The organism is Chryseobacterium sp. 3008163, assembly GCF_003669035.1.
Taxonomy (GTDB): domain Bacteria; phylum Bacteroidota; class Bacteroidia; order Flavobacteriales; family Weeksellaceae; genus Chryseobacterium.
Genome location: NZ_CP033070.1, coordinates 4,180,941 through 4,192,737, shown reverse-complemented (window position 1 = coordinate 4,192,737; position 11,797 = coordinate 4,180,941). Strand labels below are relative to the sequence as shown.

At 31.8% G+C, this 11,797-nt stretch carries 11 protein-coding genes and 1 pseudogene; 8 read left to right on the top strand and 4 right to left on the bottom strand.

Annotated features, from left to right (window positions below; translation table 11 throughout):
- The first annotated feature begins 49 nt into the window (after positions 1 to 49).
- The 5 genes from EAG08_RS23175 (at position 50) to ffh (ending at position 4,432) form a co-directional block, all read left to right on the top strand.
- Entirely contained in the window at positions 50 to 289 is a 240-nt protein-coding gene (locus EAG08_RS23175) for a lantibiotic dehydratase (protein ID WP_129536880.1), read from the top strand.
- The gene (locus EAG08_RS22785) at positions 256 to 1,113 is read left to right on the top strand and encodes a lantibiotic dehydratase (protein WP_129536879.1); all 858 of its coding nucleotides are present in this window, start codon (positions 256 to 258) and stop codon (positions 1,111 to 1,113) included. The genes EAG08_RS23175 and EAG08_RS22785 overlap by 34 nt, the downstream gene beginning before the upstream one ends.
- An 8-nt stretch (positions 1,114 to 1,121) precedes the next feature.
- Positions 1,122 to 2,087, top strand: a complete 966-nt coding sequence (locus tag EAG08_RS22780) for a lantibiotic dehydratase (RefSeq protein ID WP_129536878.1) — start codon at positions 1,122 to 1,124, stop codon at positions 2,085 to 2,087.
- Positions 2,084 to 2,938 (top strand): thiopeptide-type bacteriocin biosynthesis protein, encoded by an 855-nt coding sequence (locus EAG08_RS19400; protein ID WP_129536877.1) that lies wholly within the window; start codon positions 2,084 to 2,086, stop codon positions 2,936 to 2,938. The genes EAG08_RS22780 and EAG08_RS19400 overlap by 4 nt, the downstream gene beginning before the upstream one ends.
- A gap of 132 nt (positions 2,939 to 3,070) precedes the next feature.
- The gene (gene ffh / locus EAG08_RS19395) at positions 3,071 to 4,432 is read left to right on the top strand and encodes a signal recognition particle protein (protein WP_129536876.1); all 1,362 of its coding nucleotides are present in this window, start codon (positions 3,071 to 3,073) and stop codon (positions 4,430 to 4,432) included.
- A 258-nt stretch (positions 4,433 to 4,690) separates the two neighbouring features.
- On the opposite strand, the gene EAG08_RS19390 is transcribed toward ffh, so the two are convergent.
- The 4 genes from EAG08_RS19390 to EAG08_RS19375 form a co-directional block, all read right to left on the bottom strand.
- Positions 4,691 to 5,347: an outer membrane beta-barrel protein gene (locus EAG08_RS19390; RefSeq protein ID WP_129536875.1), complete on the bottom strand. Its 657-nt coding sequence runs from the start codon at positions 5,345 to 5,347 to the stop codon at positions 4,691 to 4,693.
- 210 nt (positions 5,348 to 5,557) lie between these two features.
- The gene (locus EAG08_RS19385) at positions 5,558 to 6,061 is read right to left on the bottom strand and encodes a hypothetical protein (protein ID WP_129536874.1); all 504 of its coding nucleotides are present in this window, start codon (positions 6,059 to 6,061) and stop codon (positions 5,558 to 5,560) included.
- A gap of 131 nt (positions 6,062 to 6,192) precedes the next feature.
- On the bottom strand, positions 6,193 to 6,858 hold the full coding sequence (locus EAG08_RS19380) for a porin family protein (protein ID WP_129536873.1): 666 nt from the start codon (positions 6,856 to 6,858) through the stop codon (positions 6,193 to 6,195).
- Between the two features lie 97 nt (positions 6,859 to 6,955).
- The gene (locus EAG08_RS19375) at positions 6,956 to 7,912 is read right to left on the bottom strand and encodes a PhoH family protein (RefSeq protein WP_129536872.1); all 957 of its coding nucleotides are present in this window, start codon (positions 7,910 to 7,912) and stop codon (positions 6,956 to 6,958) included.
- A 127-nt stretch (positions 7,913 to 8,039) separates the two neighbouring features.
- On the opposite strand from EAG08_RS19375, the gene EAG08_RS19370 reads away from it, so the two are divergent.
- From EAG08_RS19370 to EAG08_RS19360, 3 genes and pseudogenes are all read left to right on the top strand, one after another.
- A complete protein-coding gene (locus EAG08_RS19370) occupies positions 8,040 to 8,867 on the top strand; it encodes an S-adenosyl-l-methionine hydroxide adenosyltransferase family protein (protein WP_129536871.1) in 828 nt (275 codons plus the stop codon).
- Positions 8,868 to 8,930: 63 nt separating this feature from the next.
- Positions 8,931 to 10,250: a dihydrolipoamide acetyltransferase family protein gene (locus tag EAG08_RS19365; RefSeq protein ID WP_129536870.1), complete on the top strand. Its 1,320-nt coding sequence runs from the start codon at positions 8,931 to 8,933 to the stop codon at positions 10,248 to 10,250.
- A gap of 173 nt (positions 10,251 to 10,423) precedes the next feature.
- Positions 10,424 to 11,772 (top strand): annotated as a pseudogene (locus tag EAG08_RS19360) (chloride channel protein).
- Positions 11,773 to 11,797 lie beyond the last annotated feature (25 nt).

Sequence of the window (11,797 nt, the reverse complement as noted above, 5' to 3'; positions counted from 1 at the left end):
AGATTTATTATCTTTTTTGTATGATAATGCTTTATTTAAGGATGCATTAATGCATTCTTCAATAAGTCTATATAATGATTTTTATATTAAAAGAAAAAATGATCCAGGTATTTTAAACTCAGTTTTGAAATATTTTATAAGATCCTTTTCAAGACCAACTCCTTTTGGTTTTTTTTCAAAAATTGCAATCGGAGAATTTAAAGATTATACTGAAATTATTTTAGATAATTCTTCAAAAAAAAGATCAGCTATGATATGGATTTTCTTATTAATTTGTATGAAAATTTAAAAACCGATGAGATAATAAAGAAAAATATACAATATAGAATTAACTCATCTTCTTATAGAATTGGACAATCTATAAGATATATAGAATACACTTTTATAAACAGTAAAAAAAAGTTTAAAGTTTCATCAATCGAAACTGATGAAATATTGGATGAAATCCTTTCTTATTCTGAGACATTTAAAGATTATAATAATATTGTTAATTATGTAACTAATAAATACTCCTATGAAAAAGGAGACGTTGAGGAGTATATTGATGATCTAATCGAATCACAAATAATAGTTTCAAATTTAGAACCTATTACACTAAATATAGATTATTTTGAATATTTACATTCAAAAATTATTTTATTTAAAAATAAATACTGTAACATATTTCACGAATTAAAATCATTTTTAGATTTATTCAACGATTCTAATACAGACTTTTCGAAAGTATATAATGATCTACTAAATTTTACAGAATCAATAGGAATTAAAAGTAAAAATGTATTAAATATATCGACAATAGCAAATTATAAATCTAATTTTCTAGATAAGTCATTAAGAAAAGAAATACAAAATGCTTTTAATATACTTAACATGATATGTGTTAGAAGAGGTAACAAAAATATTTCTAAATTTATAAAAAAGTTCAAAGAAAAATATGACACCGAAATATTACCTTTATCTATAGTTTTGGATGAAGAATTAGGTATAGGATATATTCAAAATTCATTGTATGGTTTTGGAGACAACAATCCTCTTCTTAAAGGATTTGAGTACATTGTTAGCAAAGACATTGTTGAAGAATTAGAATGGCATACAATACATGATTTTTTTTAAAAAAATATATCAATTCTTTACAAAAACAAGAACGTATAATTAATATTAGATCTAAAGATATTCAGAGCTTAAATATTAAGGAAGATAACTACAGGTTGAGCAATACACTTTCCACATTGATAGAAATATACAATATTGATAATATTTGCAAACCTTATATAAATAGCTTTGGTTATAGTTCTGCAATAAACCCTTTATCAAGATTTCATAACATTGACAACCAAGTAAATGAATTAATATCTTCAATTATTGAGATTGAAGATAATTTAGAAACTAATGAAATAAAAGTCGAAATAGTTCACACATCTGATTTGAGTGCATCTAATAATATATTAATTCGACCTAAAATAAAAAAATATGATTTATTATATTTAGGAAATACAAACTCTGATAATGAATTTAAAATTAATATTGATGATTTACATATAAAAATTGATCAAAATGATAATATTATATTATTTTCAAAAAAGCTCAATTCAAAAATTTCAGTTTGCCTAAATAGTACCCATAATTATAAAATAAGAACTTTACCTATGTATAATTTTTTATGTGATTTACATGAACATGAAAAAAAACATTTAGATTTTGATTTTCTACCTGTAAGGTTACCATATATTCCAAGAATTGAAATTGATAATATTATCTTTCAAAAGGAAAGATGGTATTTTTTCAGAGAAGATATTGAAGAATTATTGACTATACTAAATAAAGAAAGTTATATAGAAGATTTAAGCTTATATAGAGAATCAAGACAGATTCCTGATGAACTTGTATTCGTCAGTGGGGATCAAGAAGTATTAATTAATTTCAATAATCATAACAGTGTAAATATTTTCAAATCCCTTATAAAGGGTTCTGTGATATTCTTTATGACGGAATTTATACATTTTTCCAAAAGCAATATAGTTAAAGATGATGATGAAAAAACTTATGCAAGTCAATTTTTATTTACAATTTATAAACAGAATCAATGAATCGCGATAATCATTTTATAATTTGTGATAACTGGTTATATTATAAAATTTATACTGGTTATGATTTTGCAGAAGAAATTCTAACCAATTATCTATTTCCTTACTTAAATGATAATGCTAATATTAAAAAGTGGTTCTTTATTCGTTATAAAGATACAGACTTTCATTTGAGACTAAGAATTCTTTCTGATGAAAATAATTTACCATTAATTATGATGGGAATAAATAAAATACTTAAAAGACATTATCATGATGGAGTAATTTCCGATCTTTCAATAAATAGTTATAAACAAGAAATTGAAAGGTATGGGAAAAATACGATGCAATTAACCGAAACATTGTTTCATTTAAATAGCGTTTTAACTGTCTATTTACTAGATTATATTAGTAATAAAGAAGATGAAAATATTAGATGGTTACTTGGAATTAAAGTAATTGACCATACTCTTAATCATTTTAATTATAATTTTGAAGAAAAAATAACATTCGTAGAAACTATTAAAACTATCGCATATAATGGGTATTCTAAAAACGTTTCCAATTTAAATAAAATTGCTAATATCAATTTTAATAATAATATAGAAAATATTGAATTTTATATTTCTCAATTTGATTTATTCCATTTTAATCCTAATTTAGATATTATAGAGGAACCATATTTCAGAACTATAGAAGATATTAAAAATATATTCAATCTGAATCAAAATGAAATTGATAAATCGGAGTACATAAATTCAATTATTCATATGAATTTGAATAGGTTATTTAAGACAAGAAATACAATGAATGAATTCATGTGTTATTATTTATTAAATAGATTTTATATGTATAAACTTAATTCAAATAAATAATCTGGAAAGCAAACTTAGGAAAGTTAATTAATTTAAAAAAGCTATTAAATCGAATATAATTAATAGTTTTTAATTTAAACTTTGCATCTACCAAAAATTCCTTATTTTTGCAATCTATAATTTACAATCAATATGTTCAATAGTTTACAGGATAAATTAGATAAAGCACTTCACAATCTTTCCGGACGTGGAAAAATTACCGAAATCAACGTTGCGGAAACCGTAAAAGAGATTCGTAGAGCATTGGTAGATGCCGATGTTAATTATAAAGTTGCGAAAGATTTAACCAAAAGAGTTCAGGATAAAGCTTTAGGAGAAAACGTTCTTACTTCGCTTACTCCCGGACAATTGATGACAAAAATTGTTCATGATGAATTAGTAGGTTTAATGGGTGGTTCCCATGAAGGAATTAATCTTTCTGGAAAACCTTCTGTAATCCTTATCGCAGGTCTTCAGGGTTCTGGTAAAACTACTTTTTCAGGGAAGCTTGCTAATTATTTAAAAACAAAAAGATCTAAAAAACCTTTGTTGGTTGCCTGTGATGTTTACCGTCCTGCTGCAATCGATCAGTTGAAAGTTCTTGGTGGACAAATCGGAGTTCCCGTTTATACAGAAGAAGGTTCTACAAACCCTTCTACTATTGCTGAAAATGCAATCAGTTTTGCTAAATCTAACGGTCACGATGTAGTAATCGTCGATACCGCAGGTCGTTTGGCAATTGATGAGCAAATGATGAATGAGATTAAATCAGTTCATTATTTCATTAAACCAAACGAAACTCTATTCGTGGTTGACTCAATGACAGGTCAGGATGCTGTGAATACAGCGAAAGCATTTAATGATGCTTTAAATTTTGACGGAGTTGTTTTAACCAAATTAGACGGTGACACTCGTGGTGGAGCTGCTCTTACGATTCGTTCAGTTGTTGAAAAACCAATCAAATTTATCTCTACCGGAGAAAAAATGGAAGCTTTAGATCTTTTCTACCCAGAAAGGATGGCAGACAGAATCTTGGGAATGGGAGACGTTGTTTCCTTGGTAGAAAGAGCTCAGGAACAGTTTGACGAAGAGGAAGCAAAAAAACTTCATAAGAAAATTGCTAAAAATGAATTTGGTTTTGATGATTTCTTAAAGCAAATTAACCAGATTAAGAAAATGGGTAACATGAAAGACTTGATGGGAATGATTCCGGGAGTTGGAAAAGCCATTAAAGACGTTGAGATCAGCGATGATGCATTTAAACATATTGAAGCAATCATTCATTCTATGACTCCTGACGAAAGAAGAAGACCTTCTATCATCAATACACAGAGAAAAAACAGAATTGCTAAAGGTGCAGGTAGAAAAATTGAAGATGTCAATGCGTTGATGAAACAGTTTGACCAAATGGGAAAAATGATGAAGATGATGCAGGGGCCGCAAGGAAAACAAATGATGCAGATGATGAGCAAAATGCCAAACATGCCAGGAATGGGCGGAATGTTCGGAAAATAATTAAAGAATTTTCAAAATATACAACTCTCAGAATTTTTTCTGGGAGTTTTTTTGTTTGAGATTTATAATCTGTCTCAATTTTATTTAATAATAGATTATCAGAAAATGTTTCTAAGGGTCACGTGACATCTCTAATATAAAAAGTTATCAGACTGAGCTTATCGAAGTCGTTTCATATTTTTTAAGCAGCTGATAATTTAAATACAAAAAAATCCTGAGAAAAATCTCAGGATTTATATCAATTAAATGATTTACTAATTACTTAGCGAATACATATTTAACACCGATACCTACATTAGCTAGGTTTAAACCGAAGCTATAGTTGTTTGTAGCATCACCGTCTTTTGGTTTGAAGTTATTGTAACCGAATTCACCGATTGTAGCTTCAATAGTCCAGTTTTTGTTTAAGAAATAATCTAAACCTGGCTTAACAGTTACACCAACTTGAGTGTATTTAGCTTCTGTAGAAGTTGAAGTAGAAACTGTAGTTGTTCCGTTTGTAGATACAGAAGAAGTTTCAGTTTCAGTTTTTCCGAATTGCATTGGTACAGCTAACTGACCAAAGAAATACAATTTATCAGATAAAGTCCAATATTTTCTTGCGAAAGGAGCAATAACAAAAGCAGGTTTTTTAACTTCGTTAGTATTAACTGTAGTAATGTTACCTAAAGTTGCTGTACTTACGTTAGTATCTTTTTGAGTTTGGAAACCAACTCCTAAACCTACTGCAAAGTTTGGCGCCACGAAAAATCCAGCTGTAGGAAGTACGTTAAAGTTTTCTTTTTTAGTATTACCGTTATCAGATTCTACTTGAGAATAACCAACAGTACCAGATAAATATACAGTTCCTTTAGCGATTTGAGCGTTTGATAATCCGAAAAGTGCAACAGCACTTGCAATTAATAATTTTTTCATTTTGAATAATTTTATACTTTCTTGGTGCAAATGTATAATGACAAAATCGAATATTAAAATTTGTTAACATGATAAAAATCACCCATGGATATTGACTTTTTCGAATTAAACTCGCATCAGCGAGATTTAAATAACTTTAATTCAATAATATCAAATAAAAAACTCCAATTTTTCAATTGGAGTTCACTATGACCTATGTTTTTAATATTTTTACTTTAAAAAGAAGTTAACTCCTAAGTTGATGGCACCAAAATTAGAATCTATTCTTCTGTCTCTGTCAAAGTCTCTTCTTTCACTACCTATATTTTGATAACCCAAATAAAGCTCTGCCTTAGGTAACTGAAATCCTACTTTTGGATATACGTATAAGCCACTGTCTACTCCGTCTTTAGTAGAAATCGCTCCTCCTAAATCAAGCCCAACAAAAAGTGGTAAACCATTGAATCTATATTTACCAGAAGCCGCCAAAGGGATAAATCCGAAATCATCCCACCTGTCTTTTCCGAAAAAATGCGAATATCCTGAAGCAACACCTACATCCAAACCTTTCATAATGTTCCACATATATGCAGCATCTACGCCTAAAGTAAATGAAGCATAATCTGCAGCATCACCTACAGGAGCACCAATATGACCTCCTAACTTAAAACCTGCCTGAGCATTTGCCACACCTCCAAACAACGCGAATGCACCTAGTAATAATAATTTTTTCATTTTACTTATTTAAAATTTGTTATTAACTTAATGATTCATCTTACAGCAAAACAAGTGCCGATACATACCACACCACAAAAAAAGCAGGACAAATTTGTCCTGCTCTGTTATATTTAATTGACTTTCAAACCTTAGTTTCCTCCGAATTTGAAACCTACACCCACTTGTAAAAAGCTGTTTTTAGAGGTTTCATTGAATTCTGGATTTTTAACGAGATTCGAAACACCTAAATTATATCTTGCATCAAAGAACAAACCATTCTCCAACATATATTCTGCACCAATAAAAGGAGCTATATTCAATGTATTAGTCTGATCTTTCACGTCAGTTTCATCATCAGCACCAATTTCTACTCCAGGAATATTCAAACCTGCATCAAAAACTGTTTTTTGTTTAGCTGAAAGAATTACTCCAAAACTTGCTCCCGCAGAAACAGAAAGATTTTCCGTGATAAAATATTTTGCTGAAATAGGAACTAATAATGTACCTAAAGTTGTTTTTGATTTCAAATTAAAAAAGTTTCCCGGATCATCTTCATCCTCTTCTTTTACCACTGTTTTACCTCCTAGCTGAGAATACAATACTTCTCCCTGAAGACCAAATTTGTCACTAATTTTGTATTCAACCAAACCGCCGGCATAAAATGTATGCATAGGATCAGAACTTTCGGATCCTAAATCGCTTTCATATTTAAGTGTAGATAAAGAATAGCCAGCTTTAACCCCAAATCTTACTTCCTGAGCTTTCACCGCAACTCCCATCAAAACGACAGAAGCAATTAGTAGTAATTTTTTCATAGTTTATATTTTTAACAAATTTTAAGAATCCAAATATATCACTTTTTATGGATTCACCAAATATTTTTAAACTTTTATAAAAAAAATGCTGATTATGTTATTCTCTGGTTTTCTTGTCTTCTTCGTTGTATGCAAGAATGATTTTTTTCACTACCGGATGACGTACCACGTCTTCTTCCGTTAAATACACAAAACCAATCTCTTTCACATCTTTCAAAATTCGCATGGCTTCTTTTAGGCCTGAATGTTGTTTCGGTGGCAAATCGATCTGTGTGGGATCTCCTGTGATGATGAATTTAGCATTCATCCCCATTCTTGTCAGAAACATTTTCATCTGAGCGTGGGTTGTATTCTGTGCTTCATCCAGAATTACGAAAGCGTCATCAAGCGTTCTTCCTCTCATAAAAGCCAACGGAGCAACTTCAATGATTTTCTTCTCCATAAAACCTTCCAATTTCTCATGCGGAATCATATCGCGAAGTGCATCATATAAAGGCTGTAAATAAGGATCAAGCTTTTCTTTCAAATCTCCCGGTAAGAAACCAAGACTCTCTCCCGCTTCAACCGCAGGTCTTGTCAGTACAATTCTTTTAACTTCCTTATCTCTCAGAGCTCTTGCCGCTAAAGCAACACTGGTATACGTTTTACCCGTTCCTGCAGGACCAATTGCAAAGACCATATCTTTTTTCTCAGTCTCCTTAACAAGTCTTTTAAGATTGGTTGTTTTGGCTTTAATAATTTTTCCATTGACCCCTTTTACAATGATATCTTGATCAAAAACGAGATGCTTTTCATTCTCATCTTTGAGATTCAGGAAATTTTCAATGTCTTTGAGTCCTATTGAATTGTTTTTGGAAATAAACGACACAATGTCGTCTAGTTTTTGTTTAAATATATCAAGAGCTTCCTGATTACCCATCGCAAAAATATGATGGTCTCTGCCAGTAATTTTAAGGGTTGGAAAACTGGATTTTATTAAATTGAAATATTGGTTATTAACTCCGTAAAAGTTTTTTGCATCAATACCTTCTAGATCGTACGTTAATTCAAACATGCAAATTTTTTATTGTTTAGATTTTTAAATTTAAAAGTTTTTTTCAGATTTAAATCAAATTCTTATCCACATTATTTATTTCTTTCCTTTTATTTTAGATAAATTTGCACTTCTATCAGATTTATTCATGTCAATTATTACCCTCACCTCAGATTTCGGACGTTTAGATTACAGAGTTTCAGCTATGAAAGGGAAAATCCTGTCTTTGAACCCTGAAGTCAATACTATTGACATCAGTCATGATATTCAGGCATATAACCTTATTCAGACCTCTTATATTGTAAGAAATGCCTATCGTTATTTTCCAAAAGGTACTATTCACATTTTGGCTGTTGACAGTTTTTTTCACAAATCGAGAAAAAATATTTTATACAAAGCTGATGGATCTTATTTTCTTGCGGCAGACAACGGATTGCTGAGTTTGATCTTTTTTGATATTAAACCTGAAGCGATTTACGAAATCACGCTTAACAATAGATTTGATGATGTCGTTAATTTTACATCAACAGATGTTTTCGTTCCTGTTGCAGTTCATTTGGCAAACGGGGGACTTCCTGAAGTAATTGGAAGAAAAATTGAGACAACAAAACAGCTTTTATTTCCAAAACCAGTTTATAATGAGCCCGAAAAGATGATTATTGGGGAAGTAATGTACATTGATAATTTCGGAAACATAATATCAAATATCAGTCAGGAATTCTTTGAAACTTTGGCGAAAGGTTTCGAAAAATTCACTATAAAGTTCAGAAATTTGAGTTTATCGAAAATCTATTCAAGCCATACCGAAGTTGTATCCGACTGGGACAGAGAAACCGAATACCACGGGCAATCTGCAGCAATTTTTAACGACAGCCAACAACTTGAATTGACCATTTACAAAGGCAGTAAAAAGAACGGTGCTAAAACCCTTTTCGGATTAAACGTTGGAGAAAATATTTACATCGAATTTTTCTAAAATTATCTATTTCATAAAAAAACCGATTTTTTTTATATATTTGTCAAAATCTAAAATTAGAAAATGGCAGAATACAAATTATTGCTTCCTTCTATGGGTGAAGGCGTGATGGAAGCTACGGTGATCACTTGGTTATTCAATGAAGGTGATCAGGTAAAAGAAGATGATTCGGTAGTAGAAATTGCAACAGACAAGGTAGACTCGGATGTACCAACACCGGTTTCGGGGAAAATCGTAAAAATCTTAAAACAAAAAGACGAAGTTGCAAAAGTAGGTGAAGCCATCGCTATTTTAGAGATTGAAGGAGAAGGTGGAAGTACAACTACTGACGAAGTAAAATCTGAAACTTCATCTCCGGATGCAGAAACGATCAAAGCAATTGAAGAGCCTTTAAATCCAACAGCTACTTCTCACGTAGAATTTTCGGGAGACCTTTATTTATCTCCACTAGTAAAATCTATCGCTCAACAAGAAAATATTTCTGAATCTGAACTGAAAACCATCAAAGGAAGCGGTTTGGAAGGAAGAATTACTAAAGAAGATATTTTATCACACGTTTCCAACAGAGGAAACCAGCCTCAGCAGGCTGTTCAGCAACAAGTAACTCCGGTTCAGGCAGCTTCTACTCCACCAGCGGTAACTTCAGCACCAGCTTCTACAATTTCTGTAGCTGCAGGTGACGAAATCATTCCTATGGACAGAATGAGAAAAATCATCGCTGAAAACATGGTGAAAGCAAAACATATTGCTCCTCACGTAACCTCTTTCATCGAAACAGACGTTACCAACGTTGTAAAATGGAGAGCGAAAAACAAAGATATGTTCGAAAAACGTGAAGGTGAAAAATTGACTTTCATGCCGATTTTTGTGAAAGCAATTGTGAAAGCAATTCAGGATTTCCCAATGATCAATGTTTCTATCAACGGTGATAATATCATTAAAAAGAAAAACATCAACATCGGTATGGCAACCGCTTTACCAGACGGAAACTTGATTGTTCCTGTAATTAAAAATGCGGATCAGTTATCATTGTCAGGTTTGGCAAAAGCAATCAACGATTTGGCTTACAGAGCAAGAAATAAAAAATTAAGACCTGAAGATACTCAAGGTGCAACATACACGATTTCTAACGTAGGAAGCTTCGGAAACTTGATGGGAACTCCTATTATCCCTCAACCTCAGGTTGCAATTATGGCAATCGGAGCTATCGTTAAAAAACCTGCAGTTCTTGAAACTAAAGATGGTGATGTTATCGCTATCCGTCAGTTGATGTTCATGTCTCATTCTTACGATCACAGAGTTGTAGACGGTTCTCTAGGTGGAATGATGCTGAAGCACGTTCACGATTATCTTCAAAACTGGGATTTGAACACCGAGATATAAGCAATGAATAATTGGTAATGAGTAATTGCCAATACTTTAAAATATAACCTTCGAATTTTTTTCGGAGGTTTTTTTGTCTATTTTTTTATTTAAATATTATTAATTCCGAAATTTCTGAATGAAATTTAATATTTAATTTTTCATTTTAATAAAAATTAATCTATTTTTGAGTTATGCGTAAAATTTTGTCATCGATTCGCAAAGGTCTCAAAAAATCTTTCGACAACATCCGAAACGAACAGCTGAAGCACAATCTGCTTCAGGCTATTCCCTTTTGGATTGGTTCGGTGATTACGGGCTTTTTTGCAGTAATGTATGCGAAAATATTTGCTTGGGGTGAAAATTTATTACACTTCATTCTCAACTGGCATGATTGGATGATTTTCTTCATCGCTCCGGTTGGTTTTGTACTTTCATGGTGGCTGGTAAAAGAATTTGCACCTTACGCAAAAGGCAGTGGAATTCCACAAGTGATGGCTGCTGTAGAATTGGCAAACCCGAAAGAGCATAAAAAAATACGCAGTCTTTTAAGTTTAAAAATTATTGTTTTTAAAATAATTTCATCTGTTGTATTAGTTATTGGTGGTGGCGCAGTCGGTCGTGAAGGACCAACTATTCAGATTGCCGGTTCGATTTTTAGAAAAGTAAATGAATATCTTCCGGAATGGTGGCCGAAAATATCAAAGAAAAACATGATTATGACCGGAGCTGCAGCCGGATTGGCAGCCGCTTTTAATACGCCTCTTGGAGGAATTGTATTTGCGGTTGAAGAACTTTCAAAGACCCATATCAATTATTTTAAAACTGCACTTTTCACGGCGGTTATTATTGCGGGTTTAACAGCACAGACCTTAGCAGGCTCCTATTTATATTTGGGTTATCCAAAAACGAATGATGTTTCATTAATGGTGATGTTTCCCATTATTTTGGTGGGTGGAATTGCAGGAATTTTGGCAAGTCAACTTTCCGTAACCATGCTGAAAATGAATGATTGGAAAAAAGAAAACTAAAAACAGACAAAGCCAATGTTTTATTTCTTGTGGGCTGTGCTTTATTGATTGCATGCATATCTTTTTTTATCAGCCGCGAAGTTTTAGGTTCAGGAAAAGAAATTATGGAACGTGTACTTTTCACTCAGGACAAACACGAAGATTGGTATGTTCCGATTTTGAGAATGTTGGGTCCTGCACTATCTTTCACTTCCGGCGGTGCAGGTGGAATTTTCGCTCCGGCTTTAACAGCGGGTGCAAGTATTGGATCGGTAATTTCTGGAGCAATTCGTTTAACACCAAATGAAACAAATGTTGTCATTCTCGCAGGGATGGTCGCTTTTCTTACAGGAATCACCAGAGCTCCGTTTACTTCAGCGATCATTGTTTTAGAAATGACCGACAGACATTCTTTGATTTTTCACTTGATGTTGGCAGGAATGGTCTCTTCTATTGCTTCAATTTTAGTGAGTAGACATTCTTTGTATGATGTATTAAAAATGAATTTTTTAACAGAAATTAGGAAAGATTAAAATTTTATTAAAAAACATCTCACAT

Coding starts and splice junctions, on each gene's coding strand:
- EAG08_RS23175 (WP_129536880.1), top strand. CDS start 50: ATGCATTCTTCAATAAGTCTATATAATGATTTTTATATTAAAAGAAAA.
- EAG08_RS22785 (WP_129536879.1), top strand. CDS start 256: ATGGATTTTCTTATTAATTTGTATGAAAATTTAAAAACCGATGAGATA.
- EAG08_RS19400 (WP_129536877.1), top strand. CDS start 2,084: ATGAATCGCGATAATCATTTTATAATTTGTGATAACTGGTTATATTAT.
- ffh (WP_129536876.1), top strand. CDS start 3,071: ATGTTCAATAGTTTACAGGATAAATTAGATAAAGCACTTCACAATCTT.
- EAG08_RS19390 (WP_129536875.1), bottom strand. CDS start 5,347: ATGAAAAAATTATTAATTGCAAGTGCTGTTGCACTTTTCGGATTATCA.
- EAG08_RS19385 (WP_129536874.1), bottom strand. CDS start 6,061: ATGAAAAAATTATTATTACTAGGTGCATTCGCGTTGTTTGGAGGTGTG.
- EAG08_RS19380 (WP_129536873.1), bottom strand. CDS start 6,858: ATGAAAAAATTACTACTAATTGCTTCTGTCGTTTTGATGGGAGTTGCG.
- EAG08_RS19375 (WP_129536872.1), bottom strand. CDS start 7,912: ATGTTTGAATTAACGTACGATCTAGAAGGTATTGATGCAAAAAACTTT.
- EAG08_RS19370 (WP_129536871.1), top strand. CDS start 8,040: ATGTCAATTATTACCCTCACCTCAGATTTCGGACGTTTAGATTACAGA.
- EAG08_RS19365 (WP_129536870.1), top strand. CDS start 8,931: ATGGCAGAATACAAATTATTGCTTCCTTCTATGGGTGAAGGCGTGATG.